The sequence below is a fragment of the Diaphorobacter oryzae DSM 22780 genome, from assembly GCF_059568935.1.
In genome coordinates, this window is sequence record NZ_JCANUL010000005.1 from 54,794 (window position 1) to 78,095 (window position 23,302).

Genomic DNA, 23,302 nt, shown 5'->3' on the forward strand with positions numbered 1-23,302 from the left:
GCCGTGCAATCAGCAAAGCGGCAAGCCTACACGGTCTGCGCGGCGCCATATGTCCCCCTTTCGGGCGACAAGGGCCCGGTGGCTATCGGGATCGCGACTGCCGGTACAGCCCCTCCACGCGCGGCACGTTTTCCTCCAGCTCGCGGATGCGGTCGGGGCCCGTGGGGTGGGTGGACAAGAAGCCGATGCCGCCGCTGCCCGTGGCCTCGCCCATCTTGCGCCACAGGGTGACGGACGCATCGGGGTTGTAGCCCGCACGCGCGGCCAGCTCCAGGCCGACGAGGTCGGCCTCGGTCTCGTCGGAGCGGCTGAACTTGAGCGTCAGCAGCTGCGTGCCCAGGTTGGCCGCCGCGTTGCCCATGTCGCCCAGGCCCAGCAGCTGCGCGCCCAGCGACAGGCCGATGCTGGTGGCCTGGCTCTTGGCCAGGCGCGAGCGCGCGTGCTCGCGCAGCGCGTGGGCCATCTCGTGGCCCATGATCATGGCGATCTCGTCGTCGGTCAGCTTGAGCTGGTCCAGGATGCCCGTGTAGAACGCGATCTTGCCGCCGGGCATGCAAAAGGCGTTGATCTGCTTGCTGCCGATCAGGTTCACCTCCCAGCGCCAGCGGGCCGCGCGGTCGTTCCACTGCGCGGTGTACGGAATGAGGCGCTGGGCGATGGCGCGCAGCTTCACCAGCTGGGGATGGTTGTCGGGCGCGAGCGCGCGCTTGGCCTTGGCCTGCGCCAGCATCTGGCCGTACTGCTCGGTGGCGGAGTCTTCCAGGGTCTCGGCCGGCACCAGCCGGCGCATGCCCGAGGCCGAGCCCACGTCCACCTGCGCCGCCGCCGGCAGCGCGGCCGCGCCGGCCGCGGCCAGCGCGAAGGCACGGCGTGCATGCCAGACGCCGCCGCGCGCGGCGCAGCAGCGGCAGCCCGCATCCAGGGAGGGCGAAGACAGGGAATCGGTGGGGGACATCGTCATGCCCGTGAGTTTAGGTGCGGCCGCACCGTGGGCCGTGTAGGCAGGCACGCATAACAGCCACGCGCCGCCAGGGCGATCGCGGCGCCGCGGCCATCAATCGTCGTCATCGTCCCATTCGCGGCGCCACTTCTTGCGCTGCTGCTTGTAGTGGCGCTTGTGCCATTTGCGCCATTCGTCGTAGTCATCGTCGTCGCCGCGCCAGCGCGGCGCATACATCGGTGGCGGCACCACCACGACGGGGCGCGGCGCGTACACGGGCCGGGGCACGGCATACACGGGCGGCGGCGCGTACAGGGGCGCCGGCTGGACATAGACCGGCCCCGGCAGCCCGATGCTCACGTTCACCTCGGCCAGGGCGCAGGTGCCGGCCGTGCCCAGCAACGCGGCCAGCACAATGGGTCTGTAATTCATGCGATGTCCTTGGAACGCCGGCCCGTGAGGTGGCGCAGAAAGGGCCTTTACAGGCAACGGCAAGGCACCGCGCCGCGTTGACCCCCGCATGTAACCAAACGGCAGCAAGTGCAAGCAGCTGCGTACCGCTCAGGCCGTAGCCGCCGGCGCGCTGGCGCGCAGCTCGGCCCAGATCACCAGCAGCAGCCCCGCCAGCACGGCCGCCAGCCCCCCGAACGCCATGGCCGAGGGCGACTCGCCCACCACCGCGATGGCCAGGGCGAACGCCGTCACCGGCTCGGCCAGCGCCAGCGTAACCCCCGTGGCGCCGCTGATGTGGCGCAGCGCCGTGCTGAACAGCAGATAGGCCAGCCCCGTGGCCACCAGACCCAGGTACAGCACCACGCCCCAGGTGCCGGCGGCGAGCTGCGGCGGCCCGCCCAGCAGCACGGCCACGGGCAGCGACAGCAGGCCCGCCGTGCCGAACACCGCCAGGTTCACCGTGGCCGCGCCGGCCTGCGCCACCAGGCGCTTGTTGGTCAGGGCATAGACGGCGTAGGCCAGGCCGGCCAGCAGGCACAGCGCGATGCCGGACCCGGGCGCCCGCACCGTGCTGCCGCCGTCCAGCGCCATGGCCGCGCCGCCGCCCACGCCCAGCAGCGTGCCCAGCCACCACACGGGCGCGGGCAGGCGCCGCTGCACGGCGGTCTGCAGCAGCCCGGCCCAGATCGGCCCGCTGCCGATGGCCAGGGCCGTGCCCAGGGCCACGCCAGTGGCCTTCACGCCGGCGAAGAAACTCAGGTTGTAAGTGGCCACGCAGGCGCCGGCCAGCAGCACGGCGCCCCAGCGCAGGCCGCGCCCCCCGGCGCGGCGGCGCACCGGCCAGGCCAGCACGGCGAAGAAGGCGCTGGCGATCAGCAGCCGCAGCGCGCCCACCCAGTACGGCGACAGCCCGGCCGGCGCCAGGCTTTGGGCGGTACCCGTGGTGCCCCAGAGCATGGCGGCCAGCAGCACCATGGCGATGCTGCGAATGGATGCGGTGTTCATGCCCGCCATGGTGCCCGGGCGCGAGCGTGCAACTGTCGAGCGACGCGCGATCTGCGGCGCGCCATTACTCCCAAATTGATAGCTTGTTGCGCTTATCCAGTGGGCGAAAGCGGCCTATTTGGCTTGAAATCTGAGCACCCGTGCGCCCACGCCGCGCTCGCGCCTGAGCGCATAGGCCAGGGCGCTGGCGCTGGCATAGCCCGTGCGCAGGGCCGTGGCCTCCAGCGACTGGCCCCGCGCCAGCGCGCGCTCGGCCATGTCCAGCCGGCGTGCGCGCAGCCAGTCCTGGGGCGTCTGGCCCGTGAGTTCCCGCAGCCGCGCGTGAAAGCGCGGCGCGCTCAGGTGGAACAGCTGCGCCATGCGGGCGGTGGGCCAGTCCTCGTGCAGGGCCGGGTCCACGGCGGCCTGCAGCAGCGCCAGGTCGATGGCGCGGCGCGCCAGCACGCGCGGCGCCTGCAGCAGCAGGGCCAGGCGCTCGGCAGCGCCCTCGGGGGCGGGGGCGGCCCGCGCCGCGGGCGGCACGGCGAAGCGGCGCACGCGGTCCACCGCGGCGTGGGGCGGCGCGTCGATCACCAGGATGCGCGTGCCCGGCCGGGCCAGAAAGCCGTGCGCGGTGCCGGCTGGCACCACCATGCCGCAGGCCGTGTCCACGAAGGCGGCGCGGCCCGCCACCTCCAGCTCCATGCGCCCGTGCAGCGCATACAGCACCTGCGCATGGGTGTGGGCGTGCGCCTGGTGCTCGCCACCGTAGTGGCGCACAGAGATGGTGGGGTGCAACAGGGCGGGGGCGGTGCGGGCCATGCTCAAATACTAGCTGCACCCGCCTCCACGATCGCGCCCGCCTGCCCATGCCGCCTGAAGCTCCCTCCTCCCCCTCCCCCCGCAGCTCCTGGCGCCAGGCCTGGCTGGTCTACCTGGAGCCGGCCAGCCTGCGCATGCTGGCGCTGGGGTTCTCGGCCGGGCTGCCGCTGCTGCTGGTGCTGGGCACGCTGTCGTTTTGGCTGCGTGAGGCGGGCGTGAACCGCACGACCATCGGCTACCTGAGCTGGGTGGGCCTGGCCTACGCCTTCAAGTGGGTCTGGTCGCCGCTGGTGGACCGCATGCCGCTGCCGCTGCTCACGCGCTGGCTGGGGCGGCGCCGCGGCTGGCTGGTGTTCGCGCAGGCGCTGGTGATCGCGGGGCTGTGCGGCATGGCCTTCAACGACCCGCGCGTTGCCCTGACCCCGCTGGTGTGGTGCGCGCTGGCCGTGGCCTTCGGCTCGGCCACGCAGGACATCGCACTGGACGCCTTTCGCATCGAGTCGGCCGACGCCGAGCGGCAGGCCGCCCTGGCCGCCACCTACCAGACGGGCTACCGCCTGGCCATGATCTGGGCCGGCGCGGGCGTGCTGTGGGTGGCCGCGCGCGCCGAAGACCCGGGTCTGCAGGGCTACCAGGCCGGCGCCTGGGCCGCGGCCTATCTGGTGATGGCGGCCTCCATGCTGGTGGGCACGGTGACGGTGCTGCTGTCGCCCGAGCCCACGCCGCGCCCGCTGCCGCCCGCGCGCAACCTGGGCGAGTGGCTGCGCAGCGCGGTGGTGGAGCCGTTTGCCGACTTCATCCGACGCTACCGCTGGCAGGCCGCGCTGATCCTGCTGCTCATCGCCGTGTACCGCATCAGCGACGTGGTGATGGGCATCATGGCCAACCCGTTCTACGTGGACATGGGCTACACCAAGGACGAGGTGGCGGCCGTCAGCAAGGTCTTCGGCGTGATCATGACGCTGGTGGGCGCCTTCGTGGGCGGCATGCTGTCGGTGCGGCTGGGCGTGATGCGCGTGCTGATGCTGGGCGCCGTGCTGAGCGCGGCCAGCAACCTGCTCTTCGCCTGGCTGGGACAGCGCGGGCACGACCTGACGGGGCTGATGCTGGTGGTCAGCGCCGACAACCTTGCGGGCGGCATCGCCTCGGTGGCGTTCATGGCCTACCTGTCGAGCCTGACGAACGTGCAGTACACCGCCACGCAGTACGCGCTGTTCAGCTCCATCATGCTGCTGCTGCCCAAATGGCTGGCGGGCTTCTCCGGCCAGTTCGTGGACGCGCACGGCTACGCCGCGTTCTTCACGGGCACGGCCCTGCTGGGCCTGCCCGTGCTGCTGCTGGTGGCGCTGGCATCCAAAGCCAAAAAGGCCTCCAGCCCTTGATGGACAAGCGCTGGCAGCTATGAATTTTGAAACAACCCGGTTTACCTAACTTTACCGAGGCTTCAACGCGCCGAGATGCCCCCGGGCGAACATCGCCGCAGAAAGGTCCGCACATGAGTTCGCAACTGCTGATGATCGAAGACGACCACCGCCTCGCGCAGATGGTGGGCGAATACCTCGGCCAGTCGGGGCTGCATGTGGCGCACATGGCCGACGGCACCAGCGGCCTGGCGCGCCTGCAGGCGCCCGAGGGCGGCCAGCTTCCCGATCTGGTGATCCTGGACCTGATGCTGCCCGACATGGACGGCCTGGAGGTCTGCCGGCGCATCCGCGCGCTGCCGGGCGCTGCCGCCCAGGTGCCGGTGCTGATGCTGACCGCCAAGGGCGACCCCATGGACCGCGTGATCGGCCTGGAGATCGGCGCCGACGACTACCTGCCCAAGCCCTTCGAGCCGCGCGAGCTGCTGGCGCGCATCCGCGCCATCCTGCGCCGGCGCGAGGCCGGCGCCCAGCCCGCGGCCAACCTGCTGCGCTTCGGCGCGCTGGAGATCGACCGCGACGCGCGCACGGTGGCCGTGCACGGCCAGCCGGCGGACCTGACCTCCTACCAGTTCGACCTGCTGGCCGCCATGGCCGAGCGCGCGGGCCGCGTGCTCACGCGCGACCAGATCATGGAGGCCGTGCGCGGCCGCGAGCTGGAGGCCTTCGACCGCTCCATCGACGTGCACATGGGCCGCATCCGCGCCGCGATCGAAGCCGACCCCAAGAACCCACGCCGCATCCTCACCGTGCGCGGCGTGGGCTATGTCTTCGCCAAGCAGCAAGACTGATGTCCTTGATCAGCCCCTTCTCGCGCCGCCTGTACCTGCGCATCTGGCTTGCCGTGGTGGGCGGCGTGCTGGTGTTCGCGTTCGCCGTCGGCGTGGCCTGGCGCTGGGCGGCCGAGCAGAACCAGCAGCAGCCGCCCTCGCGCGAGATCGTGATCACCGACGCGCAGGGCCGCACGCTGGTGGACGGCGTGGGCATACGCCAGCGGCGCGAGCCGGGCGAGGGCGCGCGCTACCGCATCGAGACCGAGTCCGGTGACGTGTACGAGATGCAGCTGTCGCCGCGCACGCCCCGCATGCGCCCGGGCGAGCATGGGCCGGCCTCGTGGTTTCGCCCGCCCTTGGGCTTTCTGTGGATGCTGGCGCTGGTGGGCATTGCCGTCACCGTGGGCGTGTTCCCCATCATCCGCCGGCTGCTGCAGCGGCTGGAGACCCTGCAGCGCAGCGTGCAGCGCTTCGGCGAGGGCGACCTGTCCGTGCGCGTGGCCGAGCAGGGCCATGACGAGGTGGCCGACCTGGCGCGCCAGTTCAACGCCGCCGCCGCGCGCATCGAGACGCTGGTGCAGTCGCACAAGTCGCTGCTGGCCAACGCCTCGCACGAGCTGCGCTCGCCGCTCACGCGCATCCGCATGGGGCTGGAGCTGATGGGCAACGGCACGCCCTCCCCCGCGTTCCGCGCGGAAATCGAGCGCAACATCGCCGAGCTGGACCAGCTCGTGGACGAGATCCTGCTCGCCAGCCGCCTCGACTCCGGCGCGGCCGACGTGGGCACCGTCGAGGCCGTGGACCTGGTGGGCCTGGCCGTCGAGGAATGCGTGCGCGTGGATGCCGAGTTCGCCATGGCGGACGGCGCCGACGCCTCCATCGAGGTGCCGGGCGTGTCCAAGCTGCTGCGCCGCGCCGTGCGCAACCTGCTGGAAAACGCCCGCCGCTACAGCCAGGGCGAGGTCACGCTCACGCTCACCCGCGAAGACCGCCTTGCCGTGCTGCGCGTGTGCGACCACGGCCCCGGCGTGCCGCCCGCGCAGCGCGAGCGCATCTTCGAGCCCTTCTACCGCCTGCCCGGCGCCAGCGAACGATCGGGCGGCGTGGGCCTGGGCCTGGCGCTGGTGCGCTCCATCGCCCAGCGCCACGGCGGCAGCGTGCGGTGCGAGGACCGGCCCGACGGCGCGCCCGGCGCCTGCTTCGCGCTGCGCCTGCCGGCGGCGCGCTGAACCGGGGGGCAGGCGCTCAGCGCCCGAGTTCCTTGGCGCTCACCCCGGCAATGCCCCAGTTCTCCTTGGGCACGTCGTGGATCCAGACGCGCACGTTGGCGGGCGGCGCGCCCACGGCATCGACGAGGGCCTGCGTCACCTTCTCGATGACGGCCTTCTTCTGCTCCTCGGTGCGGCCTTCGATCATGTAAATCTGTGCAAATGGCATGGTGTGCGAACTCCGGGGAAGGAAGGAATCAATCGGCCTTGAGGCCGAGCCTGCGGATCAGCGCGCCCCAGCGCTGGTTCTCCGCGCGGATGAAGGCCGCGAACTGCTGCGGCGTGGTGACGCGCAGGTTGCCCGAGATGTTGTCGAAGGCCGCCTGCACCTGGGGTGCCTTCGACCCGGCCTGCCAGGCAGCGTGCAGCCGGTCCACGATGGCCTGCGGCGCGCCCGCGGGCGCCACCAGGCCGAACCAGGTCTCCACCTCGAAGCCGGGGTAGCCGGACTCGGCCACCGTGGGCACGTCGGGCAGGGCCTTGGCACGCTGCGGCGAGGTCACGGCGATGGCCTTGAGCTTGCCCGCCCGGACATGCTGCAAGGTGGTGGCCAGCGAGCTTTCCATGCTCATCATCACCGTGCCCGACAGCAGGTCGGGAACGATCTGGCTGGAGCCCTTGTACGGCACATTGGTGAGCTGGATGCCGGCCACCGACTGCAGCAGCTCGGCCGCCAGGTGGTTGCTGGTGCCGATGCCGGAGGTGGCGTAGCTGAGCTGGCCCGGATGGGCCTTGGCGTAGGCCACCATGCCCTGGAGATCGGAGAACGGCGCCGCCGGGTGGATGACCAGGGCGCAGGGCGTGGTGCCCACCAGCGAAATCGGCACGAAGTCCTTGTCGACGTTGAAGGGCACGTTGCCGTACAGGTGCGGGGCGATCGCCAGGCTGCTGATCGCCGTGAGGCCGATGGTGTAGCCGTCGGGCGCCGCCTTGGCCACCGCGTCGGTGCCGATGTTGCCCCCCGCGCCGGCCTTGTTCTCGACCACGAACTGCTGGCCCAGCCGGTCGCCCATCGCCTTGGCGGCCGTGCGGCCCATCACGTCGGTCGGCCCGCCCGGCGGGAACGGCACGACCATGCGCACCGGTTTGGCCGGGTAGCCCGCCTGGGCCCAGGCGCCGCCCGGCAGGCCGGCGCCCCATGCGGCCAGCGCACCGGCCGCCATGAAGTCTCTGCGTTGCACGATGTCTCCTTGGTGTTGTGTGTTGCCTGCGCGAGCGCCCGTCAGGCGAAGCGCACGCCGACGCTGCCCATGCCCTGCACACGCAGGCTGACGCTGTCGCCGGCCTGCACGGCCACGGCCTCGGTCACGCCGCCCGACAGGATCAGGCTGCCCCCCGGAATCTCCTGCCCGCGCCGCCCCAGGTGGTTGGCCAGCATGGCGATGGCGGCGGCCGGGTGGCCCAGCACCGCCGCGCCCGCGCCCAGGGCCACGGGCTGGCCGTTCTTCTCCAGCACGATGCCCACGGTGCGCAGGTCCACGTCGTGCGGGCGCAGCGCCTGGCCGCCGACCACGAAGCGCGCGGCCGAGGTGTTGTCGGCCACCACGCTCTTGAGGTCGAACTTGAAGTCGCGGTAGCGGCTGTCGATGACCTCGATGCCGGGCAGCACGAAGTCGGTGGCGGCCAGCACGGCGCCGATGTGGCAGCCCGGGCCCCTGAGCGCGTGCTTGAGCACGAAGGCGATCTCGGGCTCCACCTTGGGATGGATGAGCTCGGCCGTGTTCACCGTGGCGCCCTCGGCGACGGCGTAGTCGTCGACCAGGAAGCCGAACACCGGGTCGGTCACGCCCATCTGCTTCATCTTGGCGTGCGAGGTCAGGCCCGCCTTGAGGCCGACCACGCGCGCGCCGCGCGCCAGCTTGCGCGCCAGGATCGCGTCCTGGATGGCGTAGGCGTCGTCCCAGTCCATCTCGGGATGGTCGTCGGTGATCTTGGGCGTGTCGCGCGCCTGCAGCTGGCAGGTTTCCAGGTGCTCGGCAAGCTGGGCAATGGTCTGGGGAGAGAGGGCCATGGTGTGGTTCCGTCGATAGATAAAAAGAGAGCCCGTCAGCCGCCCGCCACTTGCAGGCGGGTGGTGACGGGGATGAAGGGCGAGCGCGTGTTGTCCACCACCTGCAGCACCCAGCGGCCCTGCGCGTCGCGCTGCCATTGGCCGCCCACGGCGGGGGTGGAACACACGTTGAGGCTGGGAAAGCGGCCGCCGAAGCTCAGCGGCCCCACCACCGTCTTGGCCTTGGTGCGGCGCAGGGCCTGCAGCAGGCCCTGGCGCGTGGCGCCCTCGGCCTCCTGGATGACCTGCACCGCCAGATCGACCAGCGCGTGCGAGAAGCCCAGCGTCTGCACCCAGGGCCGGCCCGTGCGCTGCTCGTACTCCTGCGCCACCTGCTGCGAGGTGGCGTCGGTCCAGCCCGAGCGGAAGGGCCAGGCCGGCGACCACCACACCTCGTTGGTCAGCGCGATGCCGGGGGTGTTGATGGCGGCCGCGGTCTCGGGGAACGCGAACGCCTTGGCGATGGAGGCCATGCGCGGCTGGTAGCCCACCTTGCGCGCGGCCTCGAGGAAGGCCAGGGCCACGGGCGGCGGCAGCACGCCGGTCAGCATCTGCACACCCGCGTCGCGCAGCCGGGTGGCGATGCCGGCGTAGTCGGGCGCGGCCAGCTGCAGGCGGCCCGGGTCGAACAGCGTGAGCTTGTGCTGCGCCAGGGCCTGCGGCATGGCCTCGCGGAAGGCGCTGCCGTCGATGTCGTCCGGCCAGATGCCGCCCACCATGCGGCCCAGGTCCGCGCGGGCGAACAGGCTGCTGTAGACGCTGGCGAAGTCCTCCAGTCCGGCGAAGAAATGGTAGGTCCACTGAAAGCCCTTGTCGCGCTGGCCCTTGCGGCCATGGAACCAGGCCTGCCACGGCACCACCGAGGTCACGCAGGGCACGCCGGCGTCCTCGCACACGTCGGCCACGGGGTTGCAGATTTCGGGCGTGGCCGTGGCCAGCACCAGGTGCACGCCGTCGGCGGCCAGCGCCGCCGCGATCTCCGCCGCCTTGGCGGGCGACGACGCGGCGTCGTGCAGCTCCAGCGTCACCGCGCGCTGGCCCAGGTGGCGCGTGGGCAGCCCAGCCGCCAGGCGCTGTGCAAACAGGCCATGCACATAGGTGTTGGTGGCGCCAAAGGCCGAGAGCGCGCCGGTGGTGGGCGAGATCAGCGCCACGCGCAGCGGCGCGGTCTGCGCGCGGGCCGCGCCGCTGCCGCCCAGCGTGCCGAGGGCCGCGCCCGCAGCCAGCAGTTCACGCCGCTTCATGCCGCCACCCCGCCGGCCTGCACCGGCCGCATGTCGGTCCCCGCGTCGACTGCCTGGGCATCGAGCTGCGCCAGCGCGGCCTTGACGCGGTCGTAGGCCGGGCGCACCTGCTGCGGCACCAGGGTGCGCACCGCGCCAAAGTCGCCCTGCGCGGCCAGCGCCAGGGCCTGGCCGCGCAGGCTGCGGTAGGACTGCAGCGCGGCGGCGAACTGGCGGGCCGCATCGCCCCAGCGCCGGGCGCCGCGCCCGCGCTGCAGCGCCGCCCAGGCGCCGTCCATCTGCCGGTCGATCTGGGCGATGCGCTCGACCACCGGCGCCACCTCGGCGGCGGTGTCGGCGTTCATCACCAGGATGTTGCAGGCGCGCAGTTCCTCGATGCCGTCGGCCAGCACGGCGGCCGGGTTGCCCGCGGGCAGCAGGCCCGAGGTCTCGCGCTTGAGCTGCCCGATCAGCCCCTGCACCACGCGCAGCTGGGCGTTGCTCTGTCCCACCCACTCGACCGACTGGTGCGCGGCGGCGGACAGCCGCTCGGCGTCGTGCACCAGGCGCTGGCTCACGCCGCCCTGGGTCTGTGCGGCGGCGGCCATGTCGCCGGCGGCCTCGCGCGTGCGGCCGGAGCGGTCGCGGATGTCGGCCAGGGCCAGGCCCGTCTCGTGCGTGCGCTGCACGCTGCCCTGGATGTCCTGCAGCACCGTCTGCAGGAACTCGTCGGCCGCCAGCGTGCTGGCGGTGATGCCGGCGATCATCTGGCGAATCTGCTGCGTGGCCTCGCGCGTGCGGCCGGCCAGCTGGCGCACCTCGTCGGCCACCACGGCGAAGCCGCGCCCCTGCTCGCCCGCGCGCGCCGCCTCGACGGCGGCGTTCAGCGACAGCAGGTTGGTCTGCATGGCCACGTTCTGGATCATGGCGACGATGCCCTCGATATCGCCCGTGTGCTGGCGCACCTCGCGAAAGCGCTCCTCCAGGCCGTCGGCCGACTGCGCCAGGGAGGCGATGCGCTGTGAGGTCTCGCGCAGCAGGCCGTCGCCGCGCAGGGCCAGCGCGTGCATGGAATCGACCTCGCTGCAGGTGATGGCGGCCGACTGCGCCACCGTGTCCACGCTGTGCGCCAGCGCATCCACGCCCTCGCGCAGGCCGGCCAGCACGGCGGACTGCTCGCGCGAGAAGGAGACGACCCGCGTGAACGAGGACATCATGCTGGCGTTGTTCACGGCCACGTCCAGCGCGTGCCGGTCCACCCGCTCCAGCGCCCGGCGCGCAGCGGGCCGCTGGCGCCGCGCCGCCAGCAGGGCCAGGCACAGCAGCGCCAGCCCCAGCACGGCGGCCTCGCGCAGCCCGGCCCAGGGCAGGGGCCAGACGGGCCAGGCCACGCAGGCCAGCAGGAGCGCCCCCAGGGCCATGAACACGGTCGCCATGCCGCCGGCTCCGTCAGGCGGCCCGCAGGCCGCGCGCGCGGGCCATGGTCAGGGCCGTGTCCTCGATCATGTCCTCCTGACCGCCGACCATGCCGCGGCGGCCCAGCTCGACCAGCAGGTCGCGCGCGGGAATGCCGTACTTCTTCTCGGCGCGCTTGGCGAACAGCAGGAAGCTGCCGTACACGCCCGCATAGCCCAGCGTGAGCGCGTCGCGGTCGATGCGGATGGGGAAGTCCATCAGCGGCACCACCAGGTCCTCGGCCACGTCCTGGATCTTCCACACGTCCACGCCCGTGGCGATGCCCATGCGGTCGAGCACGGCCACCAGCACCTCCATGGGCGTGTTGCCCGCGCCCGCGCCCAGGCCGGCGGCCGCCGCGTCAATGCGGTTGGCACCGGCCTCGATGGCGGCGATGGAGTTGGCCACGCCCATGGCCAGGTTGTGGTGGCCGTGAAAGCCCAGCTCGGTCTCGGGCTTGAGCGCCGCGCGCACGGCGGCAATGCGCTCCTTCACCTGGTCGGGCAGCAGGTAGCCGGCCGAGTCGGTGACGTAGATGCAGTTGGCGCCGTAGCCTTCCATGAGCCTGGCCTGCTGGACCAGGCCCTCGGGGCTGTTCATGTGCGCCATCATCAAGAAGCCCACCGTGTCCATGTCCAGCTTGCGCGCCATGGTGATGTGCTGCTCGCTCACGTCGGCCTCGGTGCAGTGCGTGGCCACGCGGATGGTGTGCACGCCCAGGCCGTGCGCCATCTTCAGGTGATCGACGGTGCCGATGCCCGGCAGCAGCAGCGCCGAGACCTTGGCCTGCTGCATCAGCGGGATCACGGCACCCAGGTACTCCTCGTCGCTGTGCGCGGGAAAGCCGTAGTTGACCGAGGCGCCGCCCAGGCCGTCGCCGTGGGTCACTTCGATCAGCGGCACGCCCGCCGCGTCCAGGCCCTGGGCCACGCTCTTCATCTGCTCCAGCGTCATCAGGTGGCGCTTGGGGTGCATGCCGTCGCGCAGCGTCATGTCGTGCAGGGTGATGTGCTTGTTCGTCATGGTGGGGTTCTCCTTCAGGCGGCCTGCAGGGTGAGGCGGCCGGCGAGCATTTCTTCGGCAAACATCTCGGCGGTGCGCGCGGCGGCGGCGGTCATGATGTCCAGGTTGCCGGCGTACTTGGGCAGGTAGTCGCCCAGGCCCTCGACCTCCAGGAAGACCGAGACGCGGTTGCCGTCGAACACCGGGCCGTTGACCAGCTTGTAGCCCGGCACGTACTTCTGCACCTCGGCGATCATGGCGTGGATGCTGTGCGTGATGGCGGCCTGGTCGGGCTCGCCCTCGGTCAGGCAGTGCACGGTGTCGCGCATGATCAAAGGCGGGTCGGCCGGGTTGATGACGATGATGGCCTTGCCCTTCTTGGCGCCGCCCACGCGCTCGATGGCGCCGGCCGTGGTGCGCGTGAACTCGTCGATGTTCTTGCGCGTGCCCGGGCCGGCCGAGCGGCTGGAGACGGTGGCGACGATCTCGCCATAGGCCACGGGCTGCACGCGGCTCACCGCCGCCACCATGGGAATGGTGGCCTGGCCGCCGCAGGTGACCATGTTGACGTTCATCGCGCCGCGGCCCAGGTGCTCCTGCAGGTTCACTGGGGGCACGCAGTAGGGGCCGATGGCCGCGGGCGTGAGGTCGATCATCAGCGCGCCCTGGGCGTTGACCTTGCGCGAGTTCTCGGCATGCACATAGGCGCTGGTGGCATCAAACACGATCTGCACGCCGTCGGCCTGCATGTGCGGCACCAGGCCGTCCACGCCCTCGGCGGTGGTCTTGATGCCCATCTCGCGGGCACGCTTCAGGCCGTCGGACTCGGGGTCGATGCCCACCATCCACACGGGTTCCAGCACCGGGCTGCGCTGCAGCTTGGCCAGCAGGTCGGTGCCGATGTTGCCGGGCCCGATCAGGGCGCATTTGATCTTCTTGGTCATGGGGGCTCCTCGTGTCAGATGAAGCGGACGGAGCAGCCGCCGATGCCGCCGATGGTCACGCGCAGGTTGTCGCCGGCCTTCACCGGCACCATGATTCCCAGCGAGCCCGACAGCACCACCTCGCCCGCCTCCAGGGCGATGCCCAGGCGGCCCAGGGTGTTGGCCAGCCAGGCCACGGCGTTGGCCGGGTGGCCCAGGGCGGCGGCGCCGGCGCCGGTGGCGACGATCTCGCCGTTCTTCTCCAGCACCATGCCGCAGGTGCCCAGATCGACGTCGCGCGGGTCGACCAGGCGGTCGCCCAGCACGAACACGCCGCAGCTGGCGTTGTCGGCCACGGTGTCCTGGATCTTGATCTTCCAGTCGCGGATGCGCGAATCCACGATCTCGAAGCAGGCTATCACGCCCTCGGTGGCGGCCAGCACGTCGGCGGCCGTGACGCCGGGGCCCTTGAGCGTCTTCTTGAGCACGAAGGCGATCTCGCCCTCGGCCTTGGGCTGGATCAGCGTATCGGCAGGGATCGCCTCGCCCTCGTTGTAGACCATGCCGTCGGTGAGCCAGCCAAAGTCGGGCTGGTACACGCCCAGCATGTCCATCACGGCCTTGGAGGTCACGCCGATCTTCTTGCCCACCACCTTTTCGCCGGCCGCCAGGCGGCGCGCCAGCATCTTTTGCTGGATGGCGTAGGCGTCTTCGATGGTGATGTCGGGGTGGCGGTTGGTCAGGGGCTCCAGCACCTGGCGCTGTGTCAGGGCCTGGTACAGCTCGTCGCCCAGTGGGCCGTGCAAAGAGGTGTTCATGGGATCAATCGGCAAAGAAAAGTGGTTCGGAGCGGTGGCCCTGCGGGCCCAGGTTGCTATTGTTTAAGGAGCTATTTGCGCTTATCCAGTAAGCGCCACAGGCCTTTTTGGCTTAAAACTTCACCATCACGTTGCGCAGGTCGGTGTAGAACTCCAGCGAATGCACGCCGCCCTCGCGGCCGATGCCCGACTGCTTGGAGCCGCCGAAGGGCGTGCGCAGGTCGCGCAGGAACCAGGCGTTGATCCAGCACAGGCCCACCTCGATCTGCTGCGCCAGGCGGTTGGCGCGCGCAATGTCCTGCGTGAACACGGCCGTGGCCAGGCCGTAGCGGTTGGCGTTGACCTTGCCCAGCACTTCCTCCTCGCTGTCGAAGGGACTGATGTGGCAGCAGGGGCCGAAGATTTCCTCGGTGACCACGGTGGCGGTTTCGGGCAGGCCGGTCCAGATGGTGGGCTGCACCCATGAGCCGCCCCGCAGCGCCTCGGGCATGTCGGGCACGCCGCCGCCGGTGACTATGGTTGCGCCCTCGTCCTGGGCCGTCTGGTACAGGCCCAGCACCTTGGCCTGGTGCTTCTTGCTGATCAGCGGACCGATCTTGGTGTCGTGGTCGAACGGCAGGCCGGGCTTCATGGCCTCGGCACGGTCCTTCAGCGCAGCCACCAGCTTTTCGAAGATCGGGCGCTCGACATACACGCGCTCGGTGCCCAGGCAGACCTGGCCGGCGTTTTCGAAGCACGAGCGGGTCAGCGTGTCCACGGTCACCTGGAAGTCGCAGTCGGCGAACACCACGGCCGCGTTCTTGCCGCCCATCTCCAGCGACACGGGGCGCACGCCGTCGGCCGCAGCCTTCATGATGGCGCTGCCGGTGCGCGTCTCGCCGGTGAAGGTGATGCCGTTCACGCCGGGGTGGCGGGTCAGGAACTCGCCGGCCGAGCCGGGGCCGAAGCCGTGCACCACGTTGTACACGCCGCGCGGCATGCCCACCGCGTTCATCACCTCGCCCAGCAGCGTGGCGGTGGCCGGGGTTTCCTCGCTGGGCTTGACGACCACGGTGTTGCCGCAGGCCAGCGCCGGGCCGACCTTCCAGGTCATGAGCAGCAGCGGCAGGTTCCACGGGCAGACCACGGCGATCACGCCGCGCGGCACGCGCACGCCGTAGCTCAGCGCGGTCTTGCCGTCGGGCGTGCGCATGTTGAACGACTCGGTGGCCGTGCTCTTGATGGTGTCGATGAAGATCTGGAAGTTGGCCGCGCCGCGCGGAATGTCGACATGCGAGGCCAGGTGGTGCGGCTTGCCGGTGTCGGCGATCTCGGCCTGCAGGAAGTCGTCGAAGCGGCGGTTGATCTCGCCGGCCACGGCGTCGAGCAGCTTGCAGCGCTCGATGACCGACAGCCGCCCCCAGTCGCCCTTGAGCGCGGCCTGGGCCGCGGCCACGGCGGCATCGACCTCGCCCTGGCCCGCCTCGTGGATGCTGCCGATGACGTGGCCGTTCACCGGGTTGATGTTGTTAAACGTCTTGCCGCTGGCGTTCCTGACGTACTCACCGTTGATGAAGTTGAGAAACTCTTTCATGTCGTTGCTCTGCTGTGGAAATGTTGAACACCTGTGCGGCATGCGGCCCCCGCGGGCGCGCGGCGGCCCTGTCATCCGCCGCGCGCCCTCCCCCTTGGATCGGCCTAGAACGCCTTGACCAGCGTGAAGCGCAGCAGCGAGCCCTTGGCCTGCGGGCCCGTGCCGCCCTTGGCGCTGAACTCCTTGTAGAACGCGCCCTTGAGGAACACGCCCGCGCCCGGCACGGGGTAGACCAACTCGGCCCCCAAGGCGTGGCGCGCGGACTTGTCGCCGCTGGCGCCGGGGCCGGTGTCCTTGGTGGTCTGCCACTGGCTGTAGCCCACCAGCCCCGCCGACACCGCGCCGAACGACTTGCCCAGGCCCCATTCCAGCGTGAGCTGGTCGCCCGCGCGATAGCCCGCGCCGTTCTTGCCGTTGAACTCGTAGCGCATCAGCCCCGAGCCCGAGAGCGTCTTGGCGCCGTCGAAGTAGTAGGTCAGGCCGCCCGTGAGCATGGTGCTCTTGAAGCCCTTGCCGGGCGATGCCGGATGGCTGGTGCTGGCGGTGTCGAACCACATGCCGGCGGCGGCCACGGCGTCCCACTGCGGACCGTGCCAGCCCAGCACCAGCGGGCCCAGGTAGATGTCGCCCACGCCGCTGCGGCTGTCGGAGATGCCGGCCGCGTTGATGGTGAGCGAGGTGCGCAGCACCGGCACGATGGCCTCCATGCCGTAGTCGGCGCCCAGCAGCTTGTGGTTAGTGACCCAGACGAAGCGGTTGGCCAGCGCCGTGACGGTGCCGCGGTTGTGGCCGGGCAAGTTGTCGCTGCTGCCCGGCGCGCGGAAGCCGTCGATGCTGTAGTTCACCAGGTAGCCCAGGTAGTACATGCCCGGCGGCGGCACGCTGGCCGCCTGCACGCCCTCCACGCCCGGCACGTAGTGGCCTTCGGCCTGGGCGCCGGTGGCGGCCAGGGCGCCCGCCAGCGCCAGGGCGGCGGCGATGTGTGTTGTCTTCATGCTTGTGTGTTCCTTCATGTGTCGAGGCCCAGCGCCGCCAGCGCGGCGCGGGCACAGATTTCGTCCTGTTCTGCGCTGCCGCCGGATACGCCGATGCCGCCGATCAGCACCCCACCCTCACGCATGGGCAGGCCGCCGCCGAAGACCACGTTGCGCGGGCGCTGGGGCATGCCCAGGCGCAGCGCCTCGTCGCCTTGCAAGATGCCGGCCCATTGCCCGGTGGCGAAGCCGAAGCCGGCCGCCGTGTAGGCCTTGTCGATGGCGATGTCCACCGAGTGCAGGAAGGCCCCCGGCATGCGCAGGAAGGCCGCCAGCACGCCCGAGGCGTCGGTCACCGCGGCGTTGATGCGGATGCCCAGCGCGCCCGCCTGGGCCACGGCGGCGGCCACCGCCGCATGGGCCGCGTCGGCGGTGATGGTGCGTTGTTCGACGCTGCGCTGCATCAGGTCACCACGCTCAGGAAAGCCTCGTTGAGCTTGCGGTCGTGGTAGAAGATGCCGCGCCCCACATGCTCCCAGCTCCAGGTGATGGGCTGCATGTCGGGGTAGTGGTCGTAGCCGCCGCAGAAGGTTTCCAGGCGGTTGCCGCTGGGGTCGAAGAAGTAGATCGTCGTGCCCTGGGTCACGCCATGGCGCGTGGGCCCCACGTCGATCGACACGCGCTGGATGCTCATGATGTCGGCCGCGCGCAGCACGCTTTCCCAGCTCGGCATCTGGAACGAGACATGGTGCAGCTTGCCGTCCTCGGCGTGGCGCACCATGGCGATGTCGTGCGCCTTGGCACTGCAGGTCAGCCACACGCCCAGGTCGGTCTGGCCGTCCTCGAGCTTGACGCGCTCGACCACGTTGAAGCCCAGCACCTCGGTGAACAGCTTGACGTTGCCGTCGATGTCGCCGCCGTAGATCAGGCAGTGGTCCATGCGGATGGGACGGATGCCGGGGCCGTCGATCACGTCCACCTCGGGGTCGTTGCAGCCGATGGTGCTGCCCACGGCGGACTTGTCGGCGTACAGCTCCATGGTGTGGCCCGTGGGGATCTGGAAGCGCACGCGCTCGCCGGTCTCCAGCATCTCGCCGGCGGGAATGCGCTCGGTCTTCACGCCATGGGCCTGCAGCTTGCGGTCCAGCTCCTCCAGCGTGGCCCGGTCCAGCACCTTGAAGGCGAAGAAGTCCAGCCCCGCCTGGTCGGCCTGGCGCAGCACCACGCTGTTGTGGTCGCGCTCGGCGCGGGTCTTGAAGTACGCGCGGCCCTGGTTGTCGCGGCCCATGGGCACGAGGCCCATGACGTCGGTGTACCACTGGACCGACTCCTCCAGGTCCAGCACACGGATCTGTGCGTGCCCTGGGCGCAAAACGCCTGTCATTGCCATGCTTGTCTCCTTAGGTTTTCTCAGGTGGGTGTGGAAAGGGATGGCGCCGCCGGCCCCTGCGGGCGGCACACGTTTTTCTTCATGGCACCGACCACGCTCACGCGCAGGTCGCTGCTGGGTTTGATGCGGCACGACAGCACGCAGCCGCTGGCTTCTTCCTCGGCGCTCACATGGGCGCGGCTCATCACGCGCTTGGCGAACTGCCCTTCGATGACCTGCACCTTGCACACGCCACAGCCGCCCTGGCGGCAGCCCACCGGGATGCCTTTGCGGCCCAGGGCCTCCATGCCTTCGAGCACGGAGCGCTCGGCAAGGCAGCGGTAGCTTTCGCCGGTCTCGGCGATGGTGACGGTGAAGCTCGCCATGGCCTGTGCCTTCAGATCTTCTTGAACAGCGGGCTGCGCACCTGCTGCGCGTCGGCGGCCGAGATGAACTTCTCGGTGTAGATGTCGCGCTCGAACAGGCGGCCCTGCATCAGCGTGGTGATGCAGGCGTCGATCATCAAGGGCGGTCCGCACAGGTAAGCCTTGTGGCCGCGGAAGTCGTTGCCGAAATGCGCCTTGGCGGCCTCGTGCACGAAGCCGCGCGCGCCCTGCCAGCCGCTGTCCTCGGGCTCGCCCGAGAGCGCGGCCACGTAGGTGAAGCGCGGGTGCTCGGCGGCCAGTTGCTCGAACTCGGCGTGGTGGTACAGCTCGTCCTGCGTGCGCGCGCCGTTGACCAGGGTGATGGGCTTGTCGCCGCCCGCGGCCAGCAGGTCCAGCACCATGGAGCGCGGGCTGGACAGGCCCGAGCCGCCGGCCAGGAACAGGTAGCCCAGCCCGTCGGCCTGGTGGGCCGAGGCGCGCACGAAGAAGCGCCCGTAGGGGCCGGACAGGCGCACCCGCTCGCCCGCCTGCAGCTGCTGGTGCACCCAGGCCGTGCCCTTGCCGCCCGGCACCTGGCGGATGTTCAGCTCGATCTCGCGGGCCTGCGCCGGGCTGCTGGCGATGGAGAACGCCCGCGGCTGGCTCTCGCCCGGAATCTGCAGGTTGACGTACTGGCCGGCCTGGAAGGTGATGGGCGCGTCCAGCTCGATCCACACGCCCTTGATGGTGGGCGTGAGGTCTTCGATGCGCGAGACCACGCCGCCGAAGTCCTGCACTGGCAGGTTGCGCGCGTCGGGTTCCTCGTCGATCTCGGCCTCGATCACGGCGTCGGACTCCAGCGTGGCGCAGCAGGCCAGGCACTGGCCCTCGTCGCGCTCGTAGTCCATCAGGGCGAAGCCGCTGGCCTCGCCGTGTTCGATGTCGCCGTCGGTCACCTGGACCTTGCAGGTGCCGCACAGCCCGTGGCAGCAGGCGTGGGGCAGGTAGATGCCGGCGCGCAGGGCGGCGTCGAGGATGGTCTGGCCCTCCTCGACCTCGATCACCTGGCCGAGCGGTTCAATGGTGAGCTGGTGGCTCATGGCGTTCTCGCAGACTTCAATTTCAATAGCATCTAGCGCTTGCTGCATAAGGCCAACAGGCCTTTTTTCCTCAGAAGCAGCTACCCCCCAGGCCGGTCAGGCCCGGCGTGCGAAAGCGGATCACGCTCTTGTGGCCCAGGCCGTTCTCGGCCACGGTCTTGTCCATGTCGGGCGTGAAGGGACGGCCCGAGACGAACCATTCGGCCTGGTTCCAGTCGATGCGCTCGAAGTCGGGGTGCGCGCCGAACATGCCGGGCAGCGCGCCGTGCACCAGGTCGCCGAAGCGGGTGGCGGGCGGCATGGGCACGCAGAACGGGGCGCAGAACATCTTGTGGTCTTCCCAGCCGATGTAGAGCAGCGGCGCGGGGAACTGATCGACGGTGTCCTTCTGCGGGAAGTCGTAGGGGGCGGCGGATGTGACGGCCATGGACTTGTCTCCTGTCTTGTGTTGTCGTGGGGTGCGCGGCGCCGCGCGGCCCGGCCAGCGGGGGCCGGGCGCGGTGCGGCGGCTGCGTCAGTTGTTGGTGGCCTGCTCGCGCCAGGTCTCGAAGTTCTTCTTGTCCTGCGAGTCGGCGTAGTCCAGGTTGTCGCGGCCGAACTCCATGCGGTACCAGCGCAGCACCTCCATCAGCGGGTCGAAGTCGGGCTTGGAGGGGTCGGCGTCCTCGGGGAAGCAGTTGCCCTGGTAGATCTGGTGCACGGGCAGCCAACTCTGGGCGTACTTCTCGGGCTCGTTGTCGAAGATGTGCTTGCAGCCGTCGGAGCAGAAGTGGTACTTCATGCCCTTGTAATCACTCTCGCGGTAGGCGATCTTGGTCGGGTCGTCCGGCTCGGTGAAGAACATCGGGATCTGGCAGGTCTGGCACAGCATGGGCAGCGTCTTGTTGTAGAAGCGCCGGCCCTCGGCCTGTTCCTTGGCGTAGTGCTCCCACAGCGGGCGGTAGTACTTGTCGAACGTGTCGGGGTACTTGGCCGACAGCCACTGCATGTCCTTCTCGCTGGGTGCCCAGGTGTGGAAGGGCGCGGCCGCGCCGTAGTTGTAGAACACGTTCCAGGCTTGGTGGCTCAGGTGGTCCTTGTCCTTGCAGGCCTGCTCCCAGCCCTTGGGCACCTTGATGCCGTAGCGCGCCAGGTCGCCGAACAGCGCGGCGCCGTTTTGCTCGGCATAGGTTTCCCAGGCCTCCTTCCAGCTCATCACGCGCTTGGGCAGCATGTAGTCCATCATCATGGCCACCAGCGTCAGCACGCGGTAGCCGCGCCAGAACCACTTGTCCAGCCAGGCCTGCACGATGGGCAGGTTGTCGGGGTCCTGCTCCAGGATGAACTTGATGATCTCCAGCCCCAGCGTCATGTGGCGCGACTCGTCGGACTGCGCCGAGAAGCCGAAGGCCATGGCCCCCATGTCGCCGTTGTAGGCCGCGCCGCTGATGAAGGGCACGAACAGCAGGTTGGTCAGCACGTATTCGAAGGCGAAGCCGATGGCCACGATGAACTCGAACGGCCCGGCGCTCACGGCGTCGTCGAAGAAGCTCTTGGGCACGCTCAGGTACCACACGCGGTCGTGCTGGTGGCGCCAGTTGGCAAAGCCGTTGTAGTGCTTGTTGTAGTTGGACAGGCTGTGCAGCTGCGTCTGCGAGTGGCGGATCTCGTCCAGGCTCTGCATCAGGCAGGCCACGCGCGGGCCGGCGCCGGGGTACTGGCGGCCCACATGGGCGAAGCCGCGGTGCGCCATGTATTCCAGCGGGCTCACGCCGGTGAGGAACAGCTTGAGCGCGTTGATGTAGCGCGCGTCCGTCACGCCCAGGTGGCCATTGTTCTGCGCGAAGGCGTCGATGATGGCGTAGAGCTTGCGCTCTTTCTCGGCCTGGTATTTCCAGTACGAGTCCATCGTCATGCGGAACGGGTCCTCGAACTTGTCCCAGTCGTGGATCTTGATGCCCTCGTACTCCATGTACGGGAACACGTCCTTCACGGCCTGGTAGGTGGGCGTCCAGGCCAGGTCGCGCGTCATGAGGTTGTAGCGCTCCTTCAGGCCCAGCTTCTTGCTGACTTTCATATCCATGGCTTGTCTCCTTGGGTTCTCGCGGTGGCGCACGCGGGCGCCGCGTTCATTGGTTCCAGCTCAGGCAGAGCTCGTCGTCGGTCTCGTCGATGTTTCCCGACAGGGTGATGAGGTGCACATGCATTTCCTGCAGGTCGAACTCGCGCCCGATCTCCTGCTCGATGCTGCTTTTGCGGATCACCAGGCGGCCGGGGGCGTCGATCTTCACCATGGCGGGCTGCTGGTTGACGATGGCGTGCGGGTTGTCGGCGACGATGGCGTCGACGATGGCGCGCGTCTCCTCGTTCTTCTGGAAGGCGATGAATACGGTGGACATGGGGTGTGTTCTCCTGCGGGGCTTCAGACGGCGATGCCGGCCTTGTGCATGCGCGCATCGACGGCGGCCACGGCGCGCTCCAAGGCGGCATCGCCTGCATCCCCCAGCGCCAGGCGCGCCACCGGCACCAGGGCCTCCTGCACGCGGCCGCGCCAGTGGGCGTACCACTGGCCCAGCAGGGCCTGGTTCTCGGCGCTCTCGGCGGCGGCGGTCTTCATGACGGCGTCCACCCACTTGTTGGCGTCCTGGAACCACTCGGCCTGGAAGCGCGTGAGCATCGACACCGTGGGGCCGGCCTGCTCGGACAGGGCGGTGTCCACCTCGCGGTAGGCCAGACCGAACAGGATGCCGTCCAGCGCCACGTTCTGCGCCACGAACAGCTCGAACCAGTCCTTGAGCACCCAGGTGTCTTCCACCAGGCGGCGCAGGCCTTGCCAGGCGGGCGCCTCCAGCCAGGCCTGCTTGGCCGCTTCCAGGTCGCCCTGATTGCCCAGCAGCAGGCCCAGGCGGGTGATGTACTGCGCCATGCCCAGCTGGTCCATGCTGGCGTACAGGCAGGGCTGGGTGATGGCCGTGCCGTGGCCGTAGGCGCACTGGAAGGCGCCGTTCATGTTGGCGCCCCAGGCCACGTGGCGCAGCGGCAGGTAGAAGTCCAGCGCCGTGCGGCGGGCCGTGTCGTCGAAGCGGTCGGCCAGGCCGCGCGATTCGACGAAGTCGAAGTCGGCCTCGGCCGTCTCCTGCATGCGGGCGCGCGCCTGGGCATAGGTGCCGTAGTAGAGCTGGCGCGGGTCCTTGAGCGCGTACCAGTCCTGCATCACCACGCGGGTGCGCGATGCGTCGAACAGCTCATGCTCCGGGTCCCAGGTGGGGCGGTAGTGGAAGTTGGCCTGGGGCTGCACGTCCATCGTGGCCTCCAGGTAGCGCGAGGCCGGCTTGTCCGCGCCCAGGCGCCGGGCGATGTGGTCGTAGGTCTGGCGCAGCGGCGTGATGCTGACGGTGCGCAGGTCGATTTGCATGGGGCTTGTCTCCTAGGTTTTGTCGGTGTGGGAAGCGGTGGATGTCAGGGCGCCTGGCGGAAATGCCGCTCGCGGGCATCGCGCAGGTTCCAGTCCCATTCGTGCTCGGCACTGCCCTCGCCGTGCTCGGGCAGGCGGCCCTGCGTGGGCACCACCGCCTGCATGGCGCAGAACTCCTCGAACTGCGGCCGCGGCATCACCATCTCCACGTAGAGCTGCGGCTCGCCCACGGCGAACTCGAACTCGACCATGCCGTTGTCGTGCACCTGCACGATGCGGATGAAGCGGCGCTGGACATCCCAGGCGTCGTCGGAAGGGGTGGGCGTAGTGCTCATGCCCCGGTCTATGCAGGACATGTGCCAGGACCCGGGCCAGAACCGCGAAATCTCGATAAT

General features: G+C 70.0%; 26 protein-coding genes. 3 read left to right on the plus strand and 23 right to left on the minus strand.

Annotated elements, in window-relative coordinates:
• Positions 1 to 82: 82 nt before the first annotated feature.
• The 4 genes from BP68_RS09920 to BP68_RS09935 all read right to left on the minus strand — a co-directional run bounded on the left by BP68_RS09920 (position 83) and on the right by BP68_RS09935 (position 3,199).
• On the minus strand, positions 83 to 961 hold the full coding sequence (locus BP68_RS09920) for a M48 family metallopeptidase (RefSeq protein ID WP_496371193.1): 879 nt from the start codon (positions 959 to 961) through the stop codon (positions 83 to 85).
• Between the two features lie 93 nt (positions 962 to 1,054).
• Positions 1,055 to 1,372, minus strand: a complete 318-nt coding sequence (locus BP68_RS09925) for a PXPV repeat protein (RefSeq protein ID WP_496371195.1) — start codon at positions 1,370 to 1,372, stop codon at positions 1,055 to 1,057.
• A gap of 129 nt (positions 1,373 to 1,501) precedes the next feature.
• Positions 1,502 to 2,398 (minus strand): DMT family transporter, encoded by an 897-nt coding sequence (locus BP68_RS09930; protein ID WP_496371197.1) that lies wholly within the window; start codon positions 2,396 to 2,398, stop codon positions 1,502 to 1,504.
• Between the two features lie 114 nt (positions 2,399 to 2,512).
• Complete coding sequence (locus tag BP68_RS09935) at positions 2,513 to 3,199, minus strand: helix-turn-helix domain-containing protein (protein WP_496371199.1); 687 nt, start codon at positions 3,197 to 3,199, stop codon at positions 2,513 to 2,515.
• A gap of 47 nt (positions 3,200 to 3,246) precedes the next feature.
• Between BP68_RS09935 and BP68_RS09940 the strand changes: the two genes are divergently transcribed.
• The 3 genes from BP68_RS09940 (at position 3,247) to BP68_RS09950 (ending at position 6,622) form a co-directional block, all read left to right on the plus strand.
• A complete protein-coding gene (locus BP68_RS09940; RefSeq protein WP_496371201.1) occupies positions 3,247 to 4,581 on the plus strand; it encodes an AmpG family muropeptide MFS transporter in 1,335 nt (444 codons plus the stop codon).
• 113 nt (positions 4,582 to 4,694) lie between these two features.
• On the plus strand, positions 4,695 to 5,411 hold the full coding sequence (locus BP68_RS09945) for a response regulator (protein ID WP_496371203.1): 717 nt from the start codon (positions 4,695 to 4,697) through the stop codon (positions 5,409 to 5,411).
• Complete coding sequence (locus tag BP68_RS09950) at positions 5,411 to 6,622, plus strand: ATP-binding protein (RefSeq protein WP_496371204.1); 1,212 nt, start codon at positions 5,411 to 5,413, stop codon at positions 6,620 to 6,622. The genes BP68_RS09945 and BP68_RS09950 overlap by 1 nt, the downstream gene beginning before the upstream one ends.
• Before the next feature lie 16 nt (positions 6,623 to 6,638).
• Here the strand turns inward: BP68_RS09950 and thmT are convergent, their stop codons facing one another.
• From thmT to BP68_RS10045, 19 genes are all read right to left on the minus strand, one after another.
• A complete protein-coding gene (gene thmT / locus BP68_RS09955) occupies positions 6,639 to 6,830 on the minus strand; it encodes a 2-hydroxymuconate tautomerase (RefSeq protein ID WP_013517254.1) in 192 nt (63 codons plus the stop codon).
• A gap of 28 nt (positions 6,831 to 6,858) precedes the next feature.
• Entirely contained in the window at positions 6,859 to 7,842 is a 984-nt protein-coding gene (locus tag BP68_RS09960) for a Bug family tripartite tricarboxylate transporter substrate binding protein (protein ID WP_496371207.1), read from the minus strand.
• A gap of 41 nt (positions 7,843 to 7,883) precedes the next feature.
• Positions 7,884 to 8,672, minus strand: coding sequence for a 2-oxo-3-hexenedioate decarboxylase (dmpH, locus tag BP68_RS09965; protein WP_496371209.1), 789 nt, complete (start codon positions 8,670 to 8,672; stop codon positions 7,884 to 7,886).
• 35 nt (positions 8,673 to 8,707) lie between these two features.
• Positions 8,708 to 9,955 (minus strand): ABC transporter substrate-binding protein, encoded by a 1,248-nt coding sequence (locus tag BP68_RS09970; RefSeq protein WP_496371211.1) that lies wholly within the window; start codon positions 9,953 to 9,955, stop codon positions 8,708 to 8,710.
• On the minus strand, positions 9,952 to 11,370 hold the full coding sequence (locus tag BP68_RS09975; RefSeq protein WP_496371213.1) for a methyl-accepting chemotaxis protein: 1,419 nt from the start codon (positions 11,368 to 11,370) through the stop codon (positions 9,952 to 9,954). Before BP68_RS09975 ends, BP68_RS09970 begins: the two co-directional genes overlap by 4 nt.
• A gap of 13 nt (positions 11,371 to 11,383) precedes the next feature.
• Entirely contained in the window at positions 11,384 to 12,412 is a 1,029-nt protein-coding gene (gene dmpG / locus BP68_RS09980) for a 4-hydroxy-2-oxovalerate aldolase (RefSeq protein WP_496371215.1), read from the minus strand.
• A 14-nt stretch (positions 12,413 to 12,426) separates the two neighbouring features.
• Entirely contained in the window at positions 12,427 to 13,335 is a 909-nt protein-coding gene (locus BP68_RS09985) for an acetaldehyde dehydrogenase (acetylating) (protein WP_496371217.1), read from the minus strand.
• A gap of 14 nt (positions 13,336 to 13,349) precedes the next feature.
• Complete coding sequence (gene dmpE / locus BP68_RS09990; RefSeq protein ID WP_496371219.1) at positions 13,350 to 14,132, minus strand: 2-oxopent-4-enoate hydratase; 783 nt, start codon at positions 14,130 to 14,132, stop codon at positions 13,350 to 13,352.
• A 112-nt stretch (positions 14,133 to 14,244) separates the two neighbouring features.
• The gene (locus BP68_RS09995; RefSeq protein ID WP_496371221.1) at positions 14,245 to 15,705 is read right to left on the minus strand and encodes a 2-hydroxymuconic semialdehyde dehydrogenase; all 1,461 of its coding nucleotides are present in this window, start codon (positions 15,703 to 15,705) and stop codon (positions 14,245 to 14,247) included.
• A gap of 104 nt (positions 15,706 to 15,809) precedes the next feature.
• Positions 15,810 to 16,700, minus strand: coding sequence for a SphA family protein (locus BP68_RS10000; RefSeq protein ID WP_496371223.1), 891 nt, complete (start codon positions 16,698 to 16,700; stop codon positions 15,810 to 15,812).
• A gap of 14 nt (positions 16,701 to 16,714) precedes the next feature.
• Complete coding sequence (locus tag BP68_RS10005) at positions 16,715 to 17,143, minus strand: GlcG/HbpS family heme-binding protein (protein ID WP_496371225.1); 429 nt, start codon at positions 17,141 to 17,143, stop codon at positions 16,715 to 16,717.
• The gene (locus tag BP68_RS10010) at positions 17,143 to 18,069 is read right to left on the minus strand and encodes a catechol 2,3-dioxygenase (protein WP_496371227.1); all 927 of its coding nucleotides are present in this window, start codon (positions 18,067 to 18,069) and stop codon (positions 17,143 to 17,145) included. Before BP68_RS10010 ends, BP68_RS10005 begins: the two co-directional genes overlap by 1 nt.
• Positions 18,070 to 18,089: 20 nt before the next feature.
• On the minus strand, positions 18,090 to 18,434 hold the full coding sequence (locus BP68_RS10015; RefSeq protein ID WP_496371229.1) for a 2Fe-2S iron-sulfur cluster-binding protein: 345 nt from the start codon (positions 18,432 to 18,434) through the stop codon (positions 18,090 to 18,092).
• 11 nt (positions 18,435 to 18,445) lie between these two features.
• Positions 18,446 to 19,513, minus strand: coding sequence for an NADH:ubiquinone reductase (Na(+)-transporting) subunit F (locus BP68_RS10020; RefSeq protein ID WP_496371231.1), 1,068 nt, complete (start codon positions 19,511 to 19,513; stop codon positions 18,446 to 18,448).
• A gap of 70 nt (positions 19,514 to 19,583) precedes the next feature.
• Positions 19,584 to 19,940, minus strand: coding sequence for a phenol hydroxylase subunit P4 (locus tag BP68_RS10025; RefSeq protein ID WP_496371233.1), 357 nt, complete (start codon positions 19,938 to 19,940; stop codon positions 19,584 to 19,586).
• Positions 19,941 to 20,027: 87 nt separating this feature from the next.
• A complete protein-coding gene (locus BP68_RS10030) occupies positions 20,028 to 21,575 on the minus strand; it encodes an aromatic/alkene/methane monooxygenase hydroxylase/oxygenase subunit alpha (protein WP_496371235.1) in 1,548 nt (515 codons plus the stop codon).
• Between the two features lie 46 nt (positions 21,576 to 21,621).
• On the minus strand, positions 21,622 to 21,891 hold the full coding sequence (locus tag BP68_RS10035) for an MmoB/DmpM family protein (RefSeq protein WP_496371237.1): 270 nt from the start codon (positions 21,889 to 21,891) through the stop codon (positions 21,622 to 21,624).
• A gap of 23 nt (positions 21,892 to 21,914) precedes the next feature.
• Positions 21,915 to 22,907, minus strand: coding sequence for an aromatic/alkene monooxygenase hydroxylase subunit beta (locus BP68_RS10040; RefSeq protein WP_496371239.1), 993 nt, complete (start codon positions 22,905 to 22,907; stop codon positions 21,915 to 21,917).
• A gap of 44 nt (positions 22,908 to 22,951) precedes the next feature.
• A complete protein-coding gene (locus tag BP68_RS10045) occupies positions 22,952 to 23,242 on the minus strand; it encodes a phenol hydroxylase subunit (protein WP_496371241.1) in 291 nt (96 codons plus the stop codon).
• Positions 23,243 to 23,302: the final 60 nt, after the last annotated feature.

Excerpts from the sequence above, each read along its gene's own strand:
- BP68_RS09975 (WP_496371213.1), bottom strand. The coding sequence starts at position 11,370 with ATGGCGACCGTGTTCATGGCCCTGGGGGCGCTCCTGCTGGCCTGCGTG.
- BP68_RS10010 (WP_496371227.1), bottom strand. The coding sequence starts at position 18,069 with ATGGCAATGACAGGCGTTTTGCGCCCAGGGCACGCACAGATCCGTGTG.
- BP68_RS10035 (WP_496371237.1), bottom strand. The coding sequence starts at position 21,891 with ATGTCCACCGTATTCATCGCCTTCCAGAAGAACGAGGAGACGCGCGCC.
- BP68_RS10030 (WP_496371235.1), bottom strand. The coding sequence starts at position 21,575 with ATGGATATGAAAGTCAGCAAGAAGCTGGGCCTGAAGGAGCGCTACAAC.
- BP68_RS09985 (WP_496371217.1), bottom strand. The coding sequence starts at position 13,335 with ATGACCAAGAAGATCAAATGCGCCCTGATCGGGCCCGGCAACATCGGC.
- BP68_RS10025 (WP_496371233.1), bottom strand. The coding sequence starts at position 19,940 with ATGGCCGTCACATCCGCCGCCCCCTACGACTTCCCGCAGAAGGACACC.
- BP68_RS10000 (WP_496371223.1), bottom strand. The coding sequence starts at position 16,700 with ATGAAGACAACACACATCGCCGCCGCCCTGGCGCTGGCGGGCGCCCTG.
- dmpG (WP_496371215.1), bottom strand. The coding sequence starts at position 12,412 with ATGACGAACAAGCACATCACCCTGCACGACATGACGCTGCGCGACGGC.
- BP68_RS09930 (WP_496371197.1), bottom strand. The coding sequence starts at position 2,398 with ATGAACACCGCATCCATTCGCAGCATCGCCATGGTGCTGCTGGCCGCC.
- BP68_RS09970 (WP_496371211.1), bottom strand. The coding sequence starts at position 9,955 with ATGAAGCGGCGTGAACTGCTGGCTGCGGGCGCGGCCCTCGGCACGCTG.
- BP68_RS10005 (WP_496371225.1), bottom strand. The coding sequence starts at position 17,143 with ATGCAGCGCAGCGTCGAACAACGCACCATCACCGCCGACGCGGCCCAT.
- BP68_RS09920 (WP_496371193.1), bottom strand. The coding sequence starts at position 961 with ATGACGATGTCCCCCACCGATTCCCTGTCTTCGCCCTCCCTGGATGCG.
- BP68_RS10015 (WP_496371229.1), bottom strand. The coding sequence starts at position 18,434 with ATGGCGAGCTTCACCGTCACCATCGCCGAGACCGGCGAAAGCTACCGC.
- BP68_RS09950 (WP_496371204.1), top strand. The coding sequence starts at position 5,411 with ATGTCCTTGATCAGCCCCTTCTCGCGCCGCCTGTACCTGCGCATCTGG.
- BP68_RS10020 (WP_496371231.1), bottom strand. The coding sequence starts at position 19,513 with ATGAGCCACCAGCTCACCATTGAACCGCTCGGCCAGGTGATCGAGGTC.
- BP68_RS09940 (WP_496371201.1), top strand. The coding sequence starts at position 3,247 with ATGCCGCCTGAAGCTCCCTCCTCCCCCTCCCCCCGCAGCTCCTGGCGC.
- thmT (WP_013517254.1), bottom strand. The coding sequence starts at position 6,830 with ATGCCATTTGCACAGATTTACATGATCGAAGGCCGCACCGAGGAGCAG.
- BP68_RS09925 (WP_496371195.1), bottom strand. The coding sequence starts at position 1,372 with ATGAATTACAGACCCATTGTGCTGGCCGCGTTGCTGGGCACGGCCGGC.
- BP68_RS09935 (WP_496371199.1), bottom strand. The coding sequence starts at position 3,199 with ATGGCCCGCACCGCCCCCGCCCTGTTGCACCCCACCATCTCTGTGCGC.
- BP68_RS10040 (WP_496371239.1), bottom strand. The coding sequence starts at position 22,907 with ATGCAAATCGACCTGCGCACCGTCAGCATCACGCCGCTGCGCCAGACC.
- BP68_RS09995 (WP_496371221.1), bottom strand. The coding sequence starts at position 15,705 with ATGAAAGAGTTTCTCAACTTCATCAACGGTGAGTACGTCAGGAACGCC.
- BP68_RS09945 (WP_496371203.1), top strand. The coding sequence starts at position 4,695 with ATGAGTTCGCAACTGCTGATGATCGAAGACGACCACCGCCTCGCGCAG.
- BP68_RS10045 (WP_496371241.1), bottom strand. The coding sequence starts at position 23,242 with ATGAGCACTACGCCCACCCCTTCCGACGACGCCTGGGATGTCCAGCGC.
- dmpH (WP_496371209.1), bottom strand. The coding sequence starts at position 8,672 with ATGGCCCTCTCTCCCCAGACCATTGCCCAGCTTGCCGAGCACCTGGAA.
- dmpE (WP_496371219.1), bottom strand. The coding sequence starts at position 14,132 with ATGAACACCTCTTTGCACGGCCCACTGGGCGACGAGCTGTACCAGGCC.